The sequence below is a fragment of the Hyphomonas sp. UBA4505 genome (assembly GCF_002388685.1).
GTDB lineage: Bacteria > Pseudomonadota > Alphaproteobacteria > Caulobacterales > Hyphomonadaceae > Hyphomonas.
The window spans coordinates 27,827-43,001 of the sequence record NZ_DGMZ01000009.1; the positions used below are offsets into that span (position 1 = coordinate 27,827).

16 protein-coding genes and 1 pseudogene are annotated in these 15,175 nt (G+C 59.5%); 8 read left to right on the forward strand and 9 right to left on the reverse strand.

The features are described 5' to 3' along the window. Positions 1 to 44: 44 nt before the first annotated feature. Complete coding sequence (locus B3527_RS05335; protein ID WP_112061944.1) at positions 45 to 371, forward strand: YnfA family protein; 327 nt, start codon at positions 45 to 47, stop codon at positions 369 to 371. 274 nt (positions 372 to 645) lie between these two features. Here the strand turns inward: B3527_RS05335 and B3527_RS05340 are convergent, their stop codons facing one another. From B3527_RS05340 to B3527_RS05380, 9 genes and pseudogenes are all read right to left on the reverse strand, one after another. Then, positions 646 to 2,574: a DUF3363 domain-containing protein gene (locus tag B3527_RS05340; protein ID WP_112061943.1), complete on the reverse strand. Its 1,929-nt coding sequence runs from the start codon at positions 2,572 to 2,574 to the stop codon at positions 646 to 648. Between the two features lie 142 nt (positions 2,575 to 2,716). Continuing rightward, positions 2,717 to 3,292 (reverse strand): S26 family signal peptidase, encoded by a 576-nt coding sequence (locus B3527_RS05345; protein ID WP_065382683.1) that lies wholly within the window; start codon positions 3,290 to 3,292, stop codon positions 2,717 to 2,719. After that, entirely contained in the window at positions 3,289 to 3,531 is a 243-nt protein-coding gene (locus tag B3527_RS05350) for a helix-turn-helix domain-containing protein (protein ID WP_051602531.1), read from the reverse strand. Before B3527_RS05350 ends, B3527_RS05345 begins: the two co-directional genes overlap by 4 nt. A gap of 177 nt (positions 3,532 to 3,708) precedes the next feature. Further along, complete coding sequence (locus B3527_RS05355; RefSeq protein ID WP_035549592.1) at positions 3,709 to 4,032, reverse strand: DUF736 domain-containing protein; 324 nt, start codon at positions 4,030 to 4,032, stop codon at positions 3,709 to 3,711. Between the two features lie 449 nt (positions 4,033 to 4,481). Continuing rightward, positions 4,482 to 6,254 (reverse strand): ParB/RepB/Spo0J family partition protein, encoded by a 1,773-nt coding sequence (locus B3527_RS05360; RefSeq protein ID WP_035549568.1) that lies wholly within the window; start codon positions 6,252 to 6,254, stop codon positions 4,482 to 4,484. Positions 6,255 to 6,512: 258 nt separating this feature from the next. Next, complete coding sequence (locus B3527_RS05365) at positions 6,513 to 7,457, reverse strand: ArdC family protein (RefSeq protein ID WP_051602529.1); 945 nt, start codon at positions 7,455 to 7,457, stop codon at positions 6,513 to 6,515. A 376-nt stretch (positions 7,458 to 7,833) separates the two neighbouring features. Then, positions 7,834 to 8,385, reverse strand: coding sequence for a methyltransferase family protein (locus B3527_RS05370; RefSeq protein WP_051602528.1), 552 nt, complete (start codon positions 8,383 to 8,385; stop codon positions 7,834 to 7,836). A gap of 32 nt (positions 8,386 to 8,417) precedes the next feature. Next, positions 8,418 to 8,870, reverse strand: a complete 453-nt coding sequence (locus B3527_RS05375) for a methyltransferase family protein (RefSeq protein ID WP_034827847.1) — start codon at positions 8,868 to 8,870, stop codon at positions 8,418 to 8,420. Continuing rightward, a pseudogene (locus tag B3527_RS05380) lies at positions 8,867 to 9,512 on the reverse strand (cation transporter). Before B3527_RS05380 ends, B3527_RS05375 begins: the two are co-directional and overlap by 4 nt. Before the next feature lie 89 nt (positions 9,513 to 9,601). Here B3527_RS05380 and B3527_RS05385 point away from each other — a divergent pair. From B3527_RS05385 to B3527_RS05415, 7 genes are all read left to right on the forward strand, one after another. Further along, positions 9,602 to 10,042 (forward strand): MerR family transcriptional regulator, encoded by a 441-nt coding sequence (locus B3527_RS05385; protein ID WP_051594960.1) that lies wholly within the window; start codon positions 9,602 to 9,604, stop codon positions 10,040 to 10,042. 212 nt (positions 10,043 to 10,254) lie between these two features. After that, positions 10,255 to 11,046, forward strand: a complete 792-nt coding sequence (locus B3527_RS05390; RefSeq protein WP_112061941.1) for a cation transporter — start codon at positions 10,255 to 10,257, stop codon at positions 11,044 to 11,046. Next, positions 11,043 to 11,522, forward strand: a complete 480-nt coding sequence (gene lspA, locus B3527_RS05395; RefSeq protein ID WP_051594959.1) for a signal peptidase II — start codon at positions 11,043 to 11,045, stop codon at positions 11,520 to 11,522. The genes B3527_RS05390 and lspA overlap by 4 nt, the downstream gene beginning before the upstream one ends. Before the next feature lie 87 nt (positions 11,523 to 11,609). Continuing rightward, entirely contained in the window at positions 11,610 to 12,047 is a 438-nt protein-coding gene (locus B3527_RS05400) for a hypothetical protein (RefSeq protein WP_034827842.1), read from the forward strand. Between the two features lie 54 nt (positions 12,048 to 12,101). After that, the gene (locus tag B3527_RS05405) at positions 12,102 to 12,470 is read left to right on the forward strand and encodes a hypothetical protein (RefSeq protein ID WP_035549565.1); all 369 of its coding nucleotides are present in this window, start codon (positions 12,102 to 12,104) and stop codon (positions 12,468 to 12,470) included. Positions 12,471 to 12,544: 74 nt separating this feature from the next. Beyond that, positions 12,545 to 13,837 carry a TolC family protein gene (locus B3527_RS05410; RefSeq protein ID WP_034827840.1) on the forward strand — a complete coding sequence of 431 codons (1,293 nt, stop codon included), beginning with the start codon at positions 12,545 to 12,547 and terminating at the stop codon, positions 13,835 to 13,837. After that, on the forward strand, positions 13,834 to 15,168 hold the full coding sequence (locus B3527_RS05415) for an efflux RND transporter periplasmic adaptor subunit (RefSeq protein WP_034827838.1): 1,335 nt from the start codon (positions 13,834 to 13,836) through the stop codon (positions 15,166 to 15,168). Before B3527_RS05410 ends, B3527_RS05415 begins: the two co-directional genes overlap by 4 nt. Positions 15,169 to 15,175 lie beyond the last annotated feature (7 nt).

Consider the following 15,175-nt stretch of genomic DNA (forward strand, 5'->3'; position numbering starts at 1 on the left):
TTCGTCGTCACCATATTGGGCTTTGATAAGAATGGCGGCGATCAATGACGGCGGTCTACTATATATTTGCGGCACTCTTTGAAATCGCCGGCTGTTATGCGTTCTGGATGTGGCTGCGCCTTGAAAAGTCGCCGCTCTGGATCGGTCCCGGCGTGGTCAGTCTGATCCTGTTCGCGCTTTTGCTCGCGCGCATTGACGCCAATTTCGCCGGGCGCGCCTACGCCGCCTATGGCGGGGTGTACGTCGCCGCTTCGATTGCATGGATTTATTTTGTTGAGGGCGCGCGGCCGGACCGGTGGGACTTTCTCGGCGCTGCGATCATGCTGGTCGGCGCAGGCGTCGTTTTATTCGGCCCCCGCGGCACGCCTTAGCAGAAGCTATAAGTAGATGTACGAACAATCGGAATCCTGCGCTTTTGTAAAGTTCGGTTTTGTCGGCCTTCTTCACGAGGGCTGCCTCTCCGCCAATCCGCCCGAGCTTCGGCGCCTGTGCAATACAGCGTAACGATCGCTTGGGAAGGACCATTAATATGCGGGCACACACGCTGAAACCGCATCGCTCAAATAGTTAGAGCGATATACGGCACTTTCGGCCAGCCGCAAAACTGACCACTCCGGCCACCCGCCTGCAAGGCAACCAAAAAGCCTAACGAAAAATGCCCTTCGAGCGACCATTTCCAACCGTCCAGCCGATGCCTGCGGCTGTGCGTTTGAGTGTCAGTTCGCGGCCGGTCTGCCGCCCGAGCGCGCTGCGCCACGGTACAAGCGCGAACGCCTTCGCATTCCCGATGACCGCCATGCGGCCCGCCGCCAGATCGACATGGCCTTCCAGCCGCCCGTGTAACCGGTCCCCGTTCGCCAGATCGACAGCCGTCCGGTTCGAGCGCGCAGCGATCGCATCGGCGTTCTGTTTCAGATCAAGCGCCCGCATCCGAATACGCTGCTCATCTGAAAGGGTTGCCTGCCCTGCCTGCAGAACGTCTTGCTCTCGCAGCCATGCCTGCCGCCGCATCTGAAGTTTCCGGAGCGCGATGCACCGTTCCGCATCGGTTTCTGAAAGCCCGTCGATCCATGTCTCACCCATCCGCTCAATCTGCGCCTCCGGGGACAGCCACGACAAAACGGTCAGTTTTACCCCGCCGGATCGCCGCGCTTCGTAGTCAGCAGCGCGTTTGAGGAAGGTCGCGTCAATGCGCCATTCTCCGCTGGCGAGCCGTTCGCCGATTCCCGCCCGCCGCAGCGCTTCAAGACGGCGCTTCAGCGACAGGCGGTAAGCCGGTTTCGATCCGGGATCGTGGCGGGCGTGCAAGTCCTCCGACCAGACGCCACCCGTTTCATCGGCGACTCTGGCGATGGCCGTGTCCGAAGCCCGCGCCAGCGCGCTCGCGCGCGACAGCTCAACAACCGCGCCGCGCGACGGGCGGGAGGTCGGATCAATGGCGCCAGCAGGCACATGCCATATCCCGCCGTCAAAATCTTCAACGAGCATGTAGCGTGTGTCGCGAAGTTCGTCCTCGGCGCCATAGGCTTTAACGACGCCCTGAATAGGGGTTGCATCCGCATCCCGGTCCTGCACAAACTGAATGTGTTTTTTACGTTCGCCGAATTCCGCCGCGAGTGTGCGGATGATGTCGCCCCGCCGGCCCCGGCGTTTGAGTTGCTCCTGCCAGCCCGGCTTCATCCGCCAGGCTACGGCTCCGGCGGGCTCTGCGAGGCCCAACGTTTGGAGGTGGCGTGCGCGAGCAATCTGAAGCGAGCGGCTAAAGCGTTCGCCGCTTGAGGACGCATCGCCCGGCTCAAAAACGCTTCCATCGATAAGGTTTTCGATCTCGCGATCCAGCCCTGTCCACCGGTCCTGATCGACCTGTTTCTGCCGCGTCTCTGCAATCTCCAGCGCTCGCCGCGGTCCGAGCCTCTGTGTCACAAGATCCTCGGCCGCTTCGCGCAGGCCATGGGTGAGATAGTCTCGCGCGATGACGACATCCTTCATCCGCGCGTCGCGCCCGCGCACGACAATATGCGTGTGCGGATGGCCGGTATTGTGGTGATCGACAGCGATCCAGTCCAAGCGCCGCCCGGTGTCGGCTTCCATGCGCGCCATCAGGTCGCGCGTCGCCTGTTTGAAATCGCCCATGCGCGCGCCGCCCTCCGGCGACACGATGATCCGGAACTGGTGGCGATCCTGTTCGCTCCTCTCCAGAAAGTCGCGCGGCGATATACCTTCATTGTCCCGGTCATAGAGGACACCGCCTTCGCCCTCGCGATCCACGCCGTCCCGCTGCAGATAGCCGACATGGGCACGATAGAGTCCTGGGCCCGCGCGTCCGGCTCTGGCGATATGTACTTTGACCACGACGCGCCGCCGTTGCAGGCGGGACAGATGCCGCCCTGCGGATGCGCGTGTTCGCGCTGCGCCGCCGCTGCCATAACGCGCGCCCGTGAAGGAAGATTTCCGGGGCGCATTAGAAAGCCGCTTCCCGGTCTTCGCCAGTTGGCGGCGAAGGCGCTTTCCAGCTGGGCCGCCTCTATCGCGTATCGGCCCCAACCGGGGTGTGAACGGGGTATCATCGCTCATTGCGGCGCTCTTACCCCATGCACCACAGGAACCCCTTTCATTCCGGGAAATTTCCGACGATCCATGCACCGCAATGCTGTGCAAAGGGCGCCAAAAAACAGATGTGCAGACAAGGCGTTAGATGGCATGTGGTGCCATAGCTTTAATCTTGCCCTACCGGGTTCGCTTCTGATTCCCTTGCATCCGCATGTATCGCTTTGCATCCGCTTGCGCCCTGTCTGTCCCGGGCCACGAAAACGGGGATGGCGACGCCATCCAGGTCTGTTTGTTTTACGGGACCGAAATACCGGCCATCAAGCGACGCCGGATGCGGCGTCAGCAGGAAAAGCTCATCGCTTTCAAGCCGGACACAGCCATCCCACACAGGCAGGTTTCGGCCACTGGAATCGACAATCAGCGCTTCCGCCACAACTTCATCATTGATCAGAATGTCGCGTCCGGTCCGGCAGATTTCATCGCCGGGACCCCCGGCAATCTGTTTCAATAACGGCCAGTCTTCGCCAACAAATTCATGCTCCTGCGCCCAGTTCGCTTGCACGCTCTGGCTGGAGACGACGACCCATCGGCCAGGGGTGAAGGGCGCGTCGCTCAGCCAGTAAAGCCCTGTCGGTGCGCTCGCGGTCCGGTTCCAGATCAAGCGATCTGCGGGGTCGAGAACCAGACCGAAAAAGACAAGACCGGCGCTAAATCCTGTCATCCAAAGCGTGCGCTTTTTCATTCCGGCTTCTGCAGGCGTTCGGATGTGGACGCATAGGAATTGCGCTCTGACCAGCGGATGAGATCGGGTTTCGGATAGAAGACCCGCGCGCCATGTTTGCGGTAAATCGGCCCGCGTCCCTCGCAGCGATAATGGTCAAGCGTTGAGCGTTTCAGCCTCAGAAATTCTGCCGCTTCCTCGACACTCAAAAGCTCCGGCCAGCCATCGTTTCGGCGATCATTTCGTCTGTTTTTCGTCATTGTACACAGTGTCCTTTCATCACTTTTGAGACGAAAGGATTGGCGGAGATTGCGGGATTTTGCAGAGGGAAAATGGATCACATGAATTTTCCCCCGACGTTTTAACCAAGGAAAAAGCATAAAAAAACCGCCCCGGAGAAAGCCTCCGGGGCGGCGTTATGGTTGGTGTTTCGGCGTCTAGCCCTGCGGGTTCCAGAGGATGACGTGGCGGCCATCCTTATCCTTGACCGGGGCGAGGTTCGCATAGATTTTGCGCGGGCCGATCATCGGGTCTGCGAGGGTGAGCGAGACATATTCGCGGCCCGAAGACTTCGCGGTGCGGACCCAGCCGCCGCCAATATCGGAGCCTTTCTCTCCGGCATAGACCCTGAAATCGGGCTGTTTGTCGGCGGTCTTTTCGTCATTTTTGATGATGCGGATCGGCGTGTTGAGGCTCATCATGGCAAGTGCGCCTTCAAAGCCTGTGTCTGTTTCGCTGACATATCCAAGTGCGTTAGCCATTTTCATATCTCCTTTTGGCTTCGTGTCGCGGGCGCCCCGATGGCTCCGTTGACGCTGACCTAAAGGGACGGCGGGCGGCAGGTCTGAACCGCGAAGCGGGCGCAGCAAAGCGGAGCACCGCCCGGTGGCGGAAATTTGATTCGCGGTGAATGCGCGTTCGGTCTTCTTCAGACCGAACAGCAGAGGAAATTTCTGGCGATGGGCGGTTTCATGGCCCGCAGGCGGTCGTCCAGGTCAGGCAAGGAAACGGGGCCGCTCGGGGCGTCCTTCGTGCAATGCCAGAGGTGTTTGCAACTGGCAGGCACGCCAATATGTCAGGAACAAACAGGGCAGTTGGTAAGGAAACCACCCATGTCGTTTCGCGAGCTTGCTTCCGCGCCACCAACAGGAAAAGACCGCCCGGCAAAACTGCCGGACGGTCCCGAACCATGCCGCTTACGGGAGGCGTGTCAGGCGGCGATGGCTGTCTTTGCTTCCGGGGTTTCGAGCGAAGCCCTGTCCTCGCTGTCCTCGAACAGACCCCTGACGGCCTCCCACGCTTCGGCGGGCGGGCATGGCGCGCCGTCAAGATAAGAGGATGGCGACTGCCGCATCCAGCGGGGCCGCCAGTCCGGGTCGGGGTCGCATCCATGCCCGGCGATGCGGTTGCGGATGACGGATTTCTGCGCCTTTCCGGTATCGGTCAGGACAGACCGGGCCGTGGATGGCGAGGCGATTTCAGCGACCACTTCATTGATGACGCGCTTGTCGCGCAGCAAGTAAAAGAACGCCTCATCGGGCGACCACAGCGCGGCAAAATCCGTGTCCGTCACATGTGCGGCGGCTTCGACGGCGGGCGAACCTGCCTGCAGGGTTTCGCCCATTGCGACGGCGAGAACATGCAGCACCTCTTCATCACTGAGCGCCAGAAGCCGGGCGAAGGTCTCGCAAGGGTCGGCGGGAAAAGCATTCTCCGCCACCAGCGAACCGTCTTGGTCATCCTGCCCAATCAGCGCCTTGGCCTTGGCGCGGTGCGCGGCGAACTTCACTTCCCCTGCCGAAGCCGCGAGGCTTTCCGCGGTCGCTTCCTTCCGTGTGCGCTGCTGCTCAACGTCCAGCCGCCAGTTATCCGAGCGGGTGACAAGATGGGCGACGGCGAGGCGCAGCGCGACGCCGGGCGCATCGCACAGACTCGCCCTGACGGCGGCGTGACGGTGCAGCGCGACATATTCCGCCAAGGGACCGGACATTTCCGGTTTTGGGGCGGGCTTGCCGTTCTCGCCATCGCCGCCCCGGCCAAGGATACGCTCGATTTTCTCGATGTCCTTTGATGGCAGATAGCCTTCATGGGCCGTGACAGAGCCGTCATGGCGGGTCTCGATATAGACCTTGCCGCCGTCTTTCCGGCTGCGCTTGCCATGCTCCCATGTCAGGAAGTGCGCGCCCCGTTCCAGCACGACGGTTTCGGCCCAGCCCTCATTCCGGTAGCGTTCGGCCATGTCGGCGATGGCCTCATTCTGGCAAGTCCAGAACAGGTCAGCGTCCCCGAAAATGGCAGTCTCGCCGAACAGGTCGGTCAGCACGGTCCCGTCATAGGCTTCCAAATCGAACAGCGCCTTGTCGGTGGTGATGCGGCCGCCGCCTGTGAGCCAGTCTTTCAACTGCTCGCCGCGCGGGGCGTATTCGTCTTCCGCGTTCAACAGGGTCAGCCAGTCTTCCTGCTGCTCTTTTGTGGCGAGCGTCAGGGCGTAAAGCGTCCGCTTGTCGATGATTTCGGCCCTGTAGAGCGCCTTGATATCATCGGTGAGCGCCGTCAGCGCCAGCACCCGGCGCACCATGAGTTCGGTGACGCCGAAGCGCTCTGCAATCACCGTGACGGTCTCGCCTTTTGAAGCAAGCCGGGCGAAGACGTCATATTGCAGAAACTCGTCGGCTGGAAGGTGGGTGGTGTTCTCGACAAGGGTCGCTTCCAGCGCGGCAATGTCATCGCCGGATTGCATAACGAGACAGGGCGCTTTCTGCGCCTTGCCTGTCTCCTTGGCGAGGCGTTTGAGGGCGAAGAAACGGCGGCGTCCGGCGACAACGCCATACTTGCTACCTTCCTTGCGGACCAGCATGGTCTGCAAGACGCCGCGCGACTTTATCGACGGATAGATGTCGGAAATGTCGGGCGCTTTGCGCCCGTGGCGCATATTGAGCCGGGACACTTTCATGTCGGTGATAGGGATATGTTTTAACTGCATGGCGTTGCCTCCTTCATGATGTGCAGTTGGTGGGATGCCCCGTGCGTCAGCGCACAGGGCGGTTTTCAAGCCAGAGGCGGTAGGCGCGATGCGCCGCCCCCTCGCTCTCGAAAATGTGGAAACAGCCGCAGACCAGCACGGCCCATGCGCCAATGTCTTCGGCGTCAAGCGATGCAAGCGCCGCGTCGAGTCGGCTGATGCGAAAGGGCGGATTCGTTCGGCAGACAAAATGTCCCCCGGACCTTTTGTTTATCTGCCTCACCATGGCGCCGCTTCCATCGCTGCGGCAGCGCTGCAGGGGTCCGGCGCGGCATAAGCGAGAATGTAATCAGCCGCCTTGGAAGCGAGCGACGCGGCGCGAAAAATGGCGCGCTTGTCCTCGCGCAATACTTCCAGCCAAGAACCGATGTAATCCGTATGCCGCACGGTCGGGGCGATGGACTGGTCCGCGCAGATGAACGCACTGGCGAGTTCCGCCACCAGTTCCTCGCGGGCGTAATCTTTGGTGCCGAATGCGCCTTTCAGGTCGCGGGCGAGGCGTTTCGGGTGCCCGGTCCAGTGGCCAAGCTCATGAAAGCAGGTGCGGTAATAATTGATCTGGTCAAAGAAAGCAGGCTGCGGCGGAACCTGAATGAAATCCCTGGACGGAACATAATAGGCGCGGTCGCCGCCAATCCTGAAATCCGCGCCCGTCGCTGTAATCAGCGCTTCGGCGCGGGGGATAATCTCGCGCTCCGGCAAGTCGGGCGCGTTGGCGGTCAGGTCTTCGGGCAGGCCGTCGCACTGGTCTGCATTGAACACGGTATAGCGTTTGAGAAACGGCACCGTGCCCGGCGACTCGCCCGTCTCGCGCACACGTTCCCGTTCGGCTTTCGGGGTGAAGCGGTCGGCATAAACAACCGTCGTGCCGCGCTCGCCTTTGCGAACACACCCGCCAAGTGACAGCGCCTGTTTGAAGGTCAGCCATGTCTGACAGGAACGGCTTTGCTCAATCGCCGCGCCCCATAAAAGCAGAATATTGATTCCGGAATAGCGCCTGCCCGTCGCGCCATTCTCGGGCAAGCCAAGCGGAGTAGCCCCCTCCACCCCGCCCCAAGGCTGCACCCAAGGCGCGCGCCCCTGTTCCAGTTCCGCGATGATGTTATCCGTGACCTCTGAATAAAGGTCTTTCCGCGTGTTTCGTTGTCTGCGGCGCTGCGCCATCTCTGCCTCCTCTGACCCCCGCTTTTTTCCCGCAAGGCGGGGGCGGTGAGAGGCCGCTGGCCAGATGGCGTCAGGCGTGAGCGGAAGGGGTCAGGTAGGAGGCCGCAGGCACATAGACGATCTTCAAGACGCCGCCCCCCTTCCGGGAGCGCCGCCATCTGGCATGCGCGCCTCCGCCCCCGCCTGAGAGGGAAAAAAGAAGCAAACATGCCGGCGCGCCAGCGCCGACCGAATCCTTCACAACACTGCTTAAAAACTGCGCCAGGGATGAAAGCCCGAAGGGCCGGGACGGCGCGCAGCGATGGCCTGGTTCACGCCAGCCCGGCCGGCGAAGGCCGGGGCGCCCTTTCCTTGGTCGAACAGCCGAACACCGCCCTTAGAAAAAACGCCGCGTTCGCTGCTTATAGGCGCAATACTCATCCCCATACTGGCGTTCCAGCCAGGGCTCTTCTATCCTCGGAGCGAGCCAGTACATCGCTGCCCATAAAGACAGCAGAAACGTTACGCGCAAATCGTTCAAGATGATCGCCCAGCCCAGCAGACCAAGCCAGGTCACGACATAGATCGGGTTCCGGCTGAAACGAAACCAGCCATCTGTCACCAGCCCCCGCGCTTCGCCGAAGGCATTGCGCCAGCCCATCTGGATTGAGATCCAGAAGGCAAGGCCAATACCCGTGACCGCCAGCACGCCGCCGACACCTTGCCGGGCCATGGCCCCCGCATCCTCCGCCGGCTCAAAAACGAGGATGGAGAGCGCAACAAGCGGGTATAGAAACAAACGAAAAAAGGCCCAGAACGTCCGGTATTGCCAGCTCCGTTTTTCCGGAGGCGGAAAAAACTGAAAATCGCGTCGGAACAGCGATACCGCACACAGCGAAAAGATCGCTGCCGCTCCGGACACTGACAATCCGAACGCCAGCCATTCCATCCATAGGGGTGTATTGAACACAGGCGCGCCTCCTAAATCCAGCGCCGCGTGCGGATACGGTAGGCGTCAAACGCTTCACCGAATCTCGCCTGCAGCGCGCGCTCTTCCGGTTTGATCTGAAACTCAGTCATCAGCCAGACAAAGAGAATTGGAGCTACGAAAGCGGACAAATTGCCCATCAGAAACGCGCCGCCTGTCAGAATGGCCGCCATGGCCAAATACATCGGATTGCGGCTGATGCGGTAAAGCCCTGTGGTGACCAGCGTGGCAGCCTCTTCAGGGGCGAGCGGATTGACGGTTGTGCGGGCGCGGATGAATGCGCCGAGCGCGAGCGCCAGAATGGCCATGCCAGCAGCGATGAAAAGCAACGCCGCCGCAGAACGCCACACGCCTTCGAACGCCAGAAAAGGCGTGACAGAGGACAGTCCCCAGCCGATCGCACCGCAGATCAGGACCTGAACAAGAGGTGGAATGCGCAGGCTCATGAGGACGATTCGACCGGAGTCGCATGCGACGCGCCGGTTGTGTTCAGTTCCCGCAGGGCCTGCAGCGTGATGGCGCTCGCCGATTTCAGGAACAGGCCCGCCAGAAGGGCGGCGACAAGCAGGTCCGGCCAGGCCGTTCCGGTCAGCGCGACAACCCCGCCAGCGACGATCACGCCGACATTGCCGATGGCGTCATTGCGCGAGCAGAGCCAGACCGAACGCACATTGCTGTCGCCGTCGCGCCAGCGCAGCAGTATCAGCACGCTCGCGACATTGGCGGACAGTGCCAGAAAGCCGACCACTCCCATGGTTGCGGCTTCCGGCGGCGCGCCGTTCATGACCCTCAACACGGTCATGCCGAGGACGGCGATCGCGATCGCTGCGAGCGAGGCGCCTTTGATCAGCGATGCAAGCGCCCGCGTCCTCAGGCTCGCCCCGATAACGAAGAGGCTGAGCGCGTAGGTCGCCGTATCGCCTGCGAAGTCGAGTGCGTCGGCTTTGAGGGCCTGAGAGCCCGACATTATCCCCGCCGTCATTTCAAACAAAGAACATGACCGCATTGATGGCGATGACGGCCATCAGAGCCCGCTTATAAGCAGGCGAAACCCCATCAAATGTTTTGTCCTCACAGCAACCCGACATCTTCTAATCCTATTCCCCATTGACGATTCTCGAAGAAACCCTACAGTCTACAGCGACTATAGAGGCAAGACTTTTCTTTGGAGCCCGGAATGACGCAGATGACCATTGGTCGTTTATCGAAAGCGGCGGGCGTGAAAGTGACAACCATACGCTATTATGAATCGATTGATTTGATGGGCGAGCCGGACCGAAGTTCGAGCGGCCAACGGCTATATGGCGATGAGGCCGTGCAGCGTTTGTCGTTCATACGGCATGCCCGTGATCTTGGTTTTCCGATGGAGGCCGTTCGTGAAATGATTGATCTGCAAACTCAGCCGGATCAGGATTGCACGGCCGTGGACGCGATAGCCCGTGAACAGCTTGCAGATGTGCGCAAACGCCTGACGCAGCTTGAAGCGCTTGAGGCGGAGCTCAAACGGATGATTACGTGCTGCGAGGGCGGCCGGGTTGACACGTGTCGGATCATTTCAACGCTCAATGATCATAGCGAATGCATCGCAGATGCGCATGAGCGGCTTTCGACCTTTTGAGCAAACCGCTTGACCCTACAGTGACTGTAGATGGTAATTCTCTTCCATTATTGAAAGCACCTCCCGATAAATTTGGATGGGCGAGACTGAATGGAACAACGACAAAGCATACGTGTAGTCTCTCAATTGAGAGCATTGTCATGAGCAAAACATCTACCTCCCCAACAGCAGGCTCCGACACTTCGCTCCCGTTTCGTTACCGGGTATCAGGAATGGATTGCGCGCGAGATGCTGCCGAAATCGAACGGGCGGCTCAATCGGCTGGTGTCGCCCCAAAAGCCGTCAAAGTTTCGGCTGCGACACATATTATGACGCTATGGGTTTCAGAGTCCCAACTTCCAGAAATCGAACTTGGCGTCGCCAAAACCGGTTACGGCTTCGAGAGAATTGCGCCAGGCGATGATGGCCCCGCCGCCTCACAAACCCAAAAGAATCCGGAGTATTTACGCGCCCTTTGGATCGTAATTTTCCTGAACGTTGGTTATGGAATTGTGGAAATGATCGCGGGTTTTTTCGCCGGTTCACAGGCGTTAAAAGCTGATGCGTTAGATTTTGTCGGTGATGGTCTCATTACATTCCTCGGCGTGCTCGCAATCGGCTGGAGTCTTGCCTGGCGCGCTCGTTCAGCCATGATTCAAGGCGTATTCCTAGCTTTGCTTGGCTTCGGCGTACTCGCGAATACGGTGTGGCGTCTTCTTAATCAAACGATACCTGACGCTGCCCTGATGGGCATGTTCGGGCTCATCGCGCTCGTCATAAATGTCATCGCCGTCTTACCGCTACTCCCTCACCGAAAAGGCGACGCTAATGTCCGCGCGGTTTGGTTGTTTTCACGTAATGACGCCATCGGGAACGCGGCCGTAATTGTGGCAGCAGGTTTGGTCGCCTGGCTCGGTCACGGTTGGCCCGATCTCGTGGTTGCAGTCGGGATCGCCGGGCTATTCCTGCATTCTGCATGGGCAATAATTCGCGATGCACGCAACGACCTCAGAGCCGCAATATGACCATTCAGAAGATTGGATTCATCATTGGTCTGGGCGTTCTGGCGATAGATCAACTCACTAAAGCACTTATCCTCAATATTGATGCCCTGGATAACGGTGTGACGGTCCTTCCATTCTTCAACATTGTGCGGCTCAAGAACAATGGTATCAGCTTTGGTCTTCTAGGCAGCCTGCCTCCCTGGCTCCTTACTCTAGCCGCTCTATCGATCGTCGCGGTTTTATTCTATTGGTTATGGCGCACCGCTGATCGCCAGATCGCAACCGCACTCGGGCTGATTACAGGTGGAGCACTCGGAAACATAGTCGATCGCGTGCGACATGGAGCGGTGACCGATTTTTTAGATTTTCACATCAATAACTACCACTGGCCCGCGTTCAACTTCGCCGATAGCGCGATTGTCTGCGGTGTCGGCTTACTGTTGATCTCTGAGTTACTCACGAAGCCACGACGGACGGATAATGCTGAACAAAAATAGCGGCTGATTAATCTGGCCCATGCTTAATAGTTGTCGATGTAAGAATTCGCTTGCCCCTACAGCCACTGTAGGGGCTATAAAACCGACATGATCAAATTCGATTCACTTCGCGTTGGCCTCGCAATGGCCGCCTCAGCGCTCGTAGCAAGCTGCGCCAGCTTTGCCGATCCGCTCACTGAGACGCTACAACCGCTCGGGGCCTGGGCCAGCGGGACCGACGGTGACGCCTGTGAAACCGCTCCGATTACTTATTTTTCATCGGATGGGGTCGTGCTTGTCCTCCTCAGCGCCAAAGGGCCGGTCCATGCGATTGGCAGTTGGGACCGCAACGGCGACGTGCTGGCCATGACGCATAATGACTTTCCGCTCGATCCCAGCGGGCAATCAAAACCCGCTGTTGAACTCAGTATTATGACATTGGACGCTGATAGATTTGTCACCCGAAATGCCAAGGGCGATATTCGGGAACGCATTAAATGCAGCGAGATTGCGATAAAGACGGGTCATGACACTGAGCCGCACTAAATAAATGAATAGATTTAATGATTTTGACAATGAAATTGGATAGTCGTTGAGCGAATGAAAATTGTAACCGTCATATGCACCGCCAGGTTTTGGCTTGCGCTCATGTTGAGCGTGACCCTTGGTATGGGTGCAACGGCGGCCGATATTCATCCTGTGGACGCTGAAGAGATTGCCTGTATGACCGCAGACGCTGAAGCGCATCATGCCGCCGAAATCGGTGACACTGAAAATGATGATAGTGAGCAGCGTCCGGCCCACAAACATCATACTCATAGCTGCGGGCCATGCCATTTGCATATGGTGGGTATGAACAGCCTGACCTTCTCTTACGCTTTATCAGCTACATCGGGGCTTCGCCCCGGCGCAGACCAGCACGTTCCGCGCGCTGGTCCTCACGGTCTTTATCGTCCTCCGCGTGCCTAACCTGACTCTCTGAATCCGCGCCTTTTGCGCGTGGGTTTGATGTCGATTCAGGTTATCACAAGGAAGAATATCCCATGCCAAAATTCAAACAGGGCGCACTCTGCGTCCTGATCGCGGCTGCCTTTGCAGGCACAGCGGTCGCGGCCCCGTGCAACGGGCCAACAGGCAGCGCGCCGACCATCGTGCCCGATGCGCCGCTAACCCTCACTATGGCGCTCATGCAAATCCGTCATGCGTCCCCGGATGTCCGCCGGGCCGCACTGGAGACGCGCGCCAGCGCAGCCGAAGCCGATCAGGCTGGGCGCCGTCTTAATCCGTCAATCGGACTGGAAATTGAAAACTTCTCAGGCACCGGACCGCTCAACGGGTTTGACCAAACCGAAACCACGCTCGCCATTGAGCAGACATTCCAGCTTGGAGGTAAAAGAGCCAAGCGCGAGCGTGCCGCGCGGGCGCGGGCAGCGCTCGCCGACGCTGAATGCCGCGTCATATTAAGAGAGACCGAGCTAGAAGCAGCGCTGCTCTATCATGACCTGATCGCCGCGACAGAACTCGCAGCGCTGGCACGGGAGTCGGCGGATCTCGCCGTGTCTTTGGCTGAAACCGTTGCGAAACGTGTTGAGGCCGGCGCGGCCGCCCCGCCGGAGCGCTCGCGCGCCGAGGCAGATGCGGCTGCACTCAAAGCCGCCGCACTTGCCGCAGACGCTGAAATTGATCAACGCCGCTATGAACTCGCCGCGCTTTGGGGAAGCTCAACGCCGGTTTTTGCGCCCCCGCGCGCCATATTGTCTGATGAAAGTGAAATACTCTCAAAGACGCGCGGGCTTGACGAGCACCCGGCGCTCGCCGCGGCTAAAGCTGGAGCAACAGCCCGCGACGCTGAGCAGGACGCCGCCCGCGCGGCCGGTATTCCTGATGTCACGGTTAGTGCGGGCGTTCGCCAATTTGAAGAGACCGGCGACAATGCGCTCCTGGTCGGGGTCACCGTGCCGATTCCGCTTTTTGACCGTAACCGCGACGCCGCTCGCGCAGCGGGTTATCGCGCCGATGCCGAACGTATCAGCGCCGTCGCCGTTGAGGCCAGATTGCGGTCGCAGCAACAGGCCGCCGCCGCGCGGGTGCGCGCCGCCGAGGCCCGGCTGACGCTACTCGAACAGGAGGCGCTACCTGCGGCCCGTTCCGCCTACGACGCATCTGTTGAAGGCTACGCGGCAGGCCGGTTTGACCTCACATCAACGCTCGATACCCGTAAAGGGCTGATCGAGGCAGGCGTCAGCGTAATTGACGCGCGGCGTACCCTTAATGCGGACCTCATGCGTCTCAAAAGCCTGATCGGTGCCGCCCCGTTTAATGGAGACTTCCAATGAAACAGACACATATTTTGCCAACGACCATGATGGTTCTGGCCGTGATTTTGGCGGGATGCGGCAATGCAACCCCGGATACAAATCGGGTCGCTAGCGAAACCTCCGCCGCGACCGCTGATCACGATGATCACGATGATCATGCCGAAGAAAAAGCGGATCACGATGACCATGGCGAGACCGATCAAGATGATGAGCATGACGATCATGCGGAAAGTGACGGCGAGCCTGACGGCCATGATGATCATAGTGAATCCGAAGGCGACGTTGTAAAACTAACCCAGGACGCGGCCACTGAGGCCGGTATTGAAACAGCAATTGTTGCAGAGGGGGCGATTGCGCAATCTCTCAGCCTTCCGGCCGAAATCCGCTTTGACGCTGATCGTGTTGCCAATGTCTCGCCCAAGGTCAGCGGCGTAATTGGCAAACTCTATGCGAGCGAAGGGGATCACGTGGCACGCGGCGATACGCTGGCGCTGATCAAGAGCCGTGAACTCGCAGGTCTGAAAGCCGCTTGGCTCACGGCGGAAACGCGCAAAGCTCTGGCCAGTCAGGCGCTGGCCCGCGAGGAAAAACTGTTTGCGGACAAGATCACCTCGGAAGCCGATTTGCAAGCCGCGCGGGCGGAATTTGAAGCTGCGAAAGCCGATAGTGACGCGGCTGAAAATGAGCTCCATGCCGCAGGTGTCAGTCATGCCGCACTGGAGCGCATTTCCACGGCGGCTGACGGCGATAATGCCAATGCCTATCTGACAGCGCCGATTGCCGGAACGGTGGTGCGCCGCACGGTCATGCTGGGCGAAACGGTCTCAGCCGGGGATGCCGGCGCTGATCCGCTGTTCACCCTTGTCGACGATAGTGTCGTCTGGGCGGATATTGCCGTTTACAAACAGGACATCGCCCGCATTCGCGTCGGCGCTCCTGTCGCGCTAAAAACCGACAGCGGTGAAATCCTTGCGCAGTCCACAATTGCCTTTGTCTTGCCGGTCATCAGCGAAACGTCACGCACCGCGACGGCCCGCGTGATCGTTGACAACCCGGATGGCACACTGCGACCTGGTCAGTATGTCACGGCCGATCTCAGTGTTGGCACATCTGAGCAGGTTTTGCGCGTACCGGAAGCAGCCATTCAATTGGTTGAAGACAGACCTTCCGTGTTCGTCCCTGTCGAGGGCGGCTATGCACCGCGCGCAGTGATGACAGGCACCAAATCCGGCGGGTTTGTGGAAATCCGCTCCGGCCTAATGGCGGGTGAGGCAGTCGTGACAGACGGTGCCTTCACCCTCAAAGCTCAACTCGAAAAAGACGCCTTTGGCGATGGCCACGGCCACTAGGACATTT

Excerpts from the sequence above, each read along its gene's own strand:
- B3527_RS05370 (WP_051602528.1), bottom strand. The coding sequence starts at position 8,385 with ATGGAATGGCTGGCGTTCGGATTGTCAGTGTCCGGAGCGGCAGCGATC.
- B3527_RS05340 (WP_112061943.1), bottom strand. The coding sequence starts at position 2,574 with ATGAGCGATGATACCCCGTTCACACCCCGGTTGGGGCCGATACGCGAT.
- B3527_RS05390 (WP_112061941.1), top strand. The coding sequence starts at position 10,255 with ATGGATTGCGCGCGAGATGCTGCCGAAATCGAACGGGCGGCTCAATCG.
- B3527_RS05355 (WP_035549592.1), bottom strand. The coding sequence starts at position 4,032 with ATGGCTAACGCACTTGGATATGTCAGCGAAACAGACACAGGCTTTGAA.
- B3527_RS05400 (WP_034827842.1), top strand. The coding sequence starts at position 11,610 with ATGATCAAATTCGATTCACTTCGCGTTGGCCTCGCAATGGCCGCCTCA.
- B3527_RS05345 (WP_065382683.1), bottom strand. The coding sequence starts at position 3,292 with ATGAAAAAGCGCACGCTTTGGATGACAGGATTTAGCGCCGGTCTTGTC.
- B3527_RS05405 (WP_035549565.1), top strand. The coding sequence starts at position 12,102 with ATGAAAATTGTAACCGTCATATGCACCGCCAGGTTTTGGCTTGCGCTC.
- B3527_RS05385 (WP_051594960.1), top strand. The coding sequence starts at position 9,602 with ATGACGCAGATGACCATTGGTCGTTTATCGAAAGCGGCGGGCGTGAAA.
- B3527_RS05410 (WP_034827840.1), top strand. The coding sequence starts at position 12,545 with ATGCCAAAATTCAAACAGGGCGCACTCTGCGTCCTGATCGCGGCTGCC.
- B3527_RS05335 (WP_112061944.1), top strand. The coding sequence starts at position 45 with ATGACGGCGGTCTACTATATATTTGCGGCACTCTTTGAAATCGCCGGC.
- lspA (WP_051594959.1), top strand. The coding sequence starts at position 11,043 with ATGACCATTCAGAAGATTGGATTCATCATTGGTCTGGGCGTTCTGGCG.
- B3527_RS05350 (WP_051602531.1), bottom strand. The coding sequence starts at position 3,531 with ATGACGAAAAACAGACGAAATGATCGCCGAAACGATGGCTGGCCGGAG.
- B3527_RS05375 (WP_034827847.1), bottom strand. The coding sequence starts at position 8,870 with ATGAGCCTGCGCATTCCACCTCTTGTTCAGGTCCTGATCTGCGGTGCG.
- B3527_RS05415 (WP_034827838.1), top strand. The coding sequence starts at position 13,834 with ATGAAACAGACACATATTTTGCCAACGACCATGATGGTTCTGGCCGTG.
- B3527_RS05365 (WP_051602529.1), bottom strand. The coding sequence starts at position 7,457 with ATGGCGCAGCGCCGCAGACAACGAAACACGCGGAAAGACCTTTATTCA.
- B3527_RS05360 (WP_035549568.1), bottom strand. The coding sequence starts at position 6,254 with ATGCAGTTAAAACATATCCCTATCACCGACATGAAAGTGTCCCGGCTC.